The sequence below is a fragment of the Oleiphilus sp. HI0132 genome (assembly GCF_001635845.1).
This window is the reverse complement of the sequence record NZ_LWGJ01001483.1, coordinates 1-1,971: the sequence shown is the minus strand read 5'-3', so window position 1 is coordinate 1,971 and position 1,971 is coordinate 1. Positions and strand designations below refer to the sequence as shown.

At 43.3% G+C, this 1,971-nt stretch carries 1 protein-coding gene; it reads left to right on the top strand.

Annotated elements, in window-relative coordinates:
* Positions 1–87 precede the first annotated feature (87 nt).
* Positions 88–1,971 (top strand): ATP-binding protein (locus A3766_RS22975; RefSeq protein WP_197479697.1); only part of this gene is annotated, 1,884 nt, incomplete at its 3' end.

Below are 1,971 nucleotides of genomic sequence, written 5' to 3'. Positions count from 1 at the left end.
ATTACACTGGCGGCACTTTTTTGGACAGCGAGCTCAACTAATACACTTAGCGATGTTAAGCGGGTTTATCTTGTTGCAAAAAGGAATATGCAACTAAAAGAGTTGTTGGACGCTTTTGGTGAAGGAAATGCCAGGCAGCTGAAACAATGGCTGCGTGACGATCCTGCCATTACCGATTGTGATAGCAACTTTACTGATTACCAGGAGCTTTATCGCAAGCATCTATACATGGACAACAAAAATGCGCCTGCTTTGTTATCGCGTGCGCTGGGCCTAAAGAAGATAGATGATCTTACAAAACTTATTCGTGAATTAGTCTTAGAACCCAGTGGTGTAAAAGAGGATGCAAAAAAGGTTGTCGAAGAGTTCTCTGATCTCGTCGCCATCCATGAGCAGCTGATTGATGCTAAAGAACAAAAAGCTCACTTGAGTAGATTACCTGAACTTTCAGAATCCATTGCTGAATCCAAGCTTGCTTTAGAGAAGCTTCATCTGCAGAAAAATCATTTAAGCGTTTACTTTGGTGAGGCACTCTCAATGCTTTGGTTAAACAAGCTGAGTGAGTTAGAAGAAGAGCTAGAATTGCTTGGAAGGTCTATTGCTCGCGCCGAAAAAGAAGAGAATGATGCACAGGATTCGGTAGAGAAAAGGCATGAGGAGTACCTCAACCTTGGTGGCGATAAGATCGAATCCCTTGAGAAAGACATTCAGCATGCTAAAGACAAGCTTAATTCTGTCATACAAGCATCCTCAAATTATCAAAGTGACTGTCGCAGTTTGGAGCTGGATGCTGAACTGAACGAAGAAATATTTATCTCTAATAAGCGTGCAGCGACTTTAAAGTTAGAAAAAATCGAAGATGATACTAAGCAAAGCCAAGATTATTTTGGTGAAATTGCTGCAAAATTAAGCAAGCAACAGCTTGGCTTAAACGATATTAAGGATGAGATACGGGAGATAGAAGCTCGCCCAGACTCAAACATCGATGTCCGCTATCAGCAGCTTCGTGATGAAATGATCGAGTCGCTTAATTTATCTGGTGATGAGCTGGTTTTTATTGGTGAATTACTTGATGTTAAAGACGATGAGAAAGCTTGGCAGGGAGCTGTTGAACGTGCGCTAGGTGGCCTCAGGACGACTTTGTTAGTACCTCAAAAGAATTACTCAATGGTGACTCGCTGGCTCAATGTACGGCATACCGGCTTGCATGTGCGTGCACAGGTTGTAGCGAAATACAATTCTCCAGAGAGGTCGTCAAACTTTACTGAATTTAATGAGCGTGGCTACCTTCGTAAATTGGTATGGAAAGATCATCCGTATCGTGATTGGCTCAAAGCTCACTTGAATAAGTTTGATTTGCGATGCGTGTCTGGTACAGATGAGCTTGATGCGACGCCATTCTCAATGACAAAGGAAGGTCTCGTGCATATGGAGCGAGGCCGCTTTGAAAAGAAAGATCAGCGGAAGATAGATGATCGCAGAAGTTGGAGTCTTGGCTTTTCGAATAAGTCACGCCTAGTGCTTTTAAATAGTGATAAGAAAGAAGCGGAAGTTCGTTTGGCAGAGTTGGCTGCAACGTTATCCGAGGCACGAGAGTCGCTCAACAACATCGCTGAGAGAGCTAAGCTTTGGGAAAGAATTGATGGCTATTCCTGGGAGCAAGTAGACGCACCTTATTGGCAGAAGCGCTTAGACACAGTGAAAGCCGACTTGGAGAGACTTGAACAATCAGGCGGAAACCTTGAGTTGGCTAAATCTCGCTGGGATGCAGCTAAGAAGCTGTTGCAAGATATTCAGAAAAATAAAGAGCAACTCAAAAAGGATGAAGGTGCATTAGAAACCAAAAAGGATGATGCGCAACGCCAGGCTGAGAAATACCGTTTATTGGCGTCAGCTGGTATGAGTGATGAAGTTAGGACACTCCTGTCGGATCGAATTGGTGTCGTCACTTTAGAAATAGCAGATCAACAA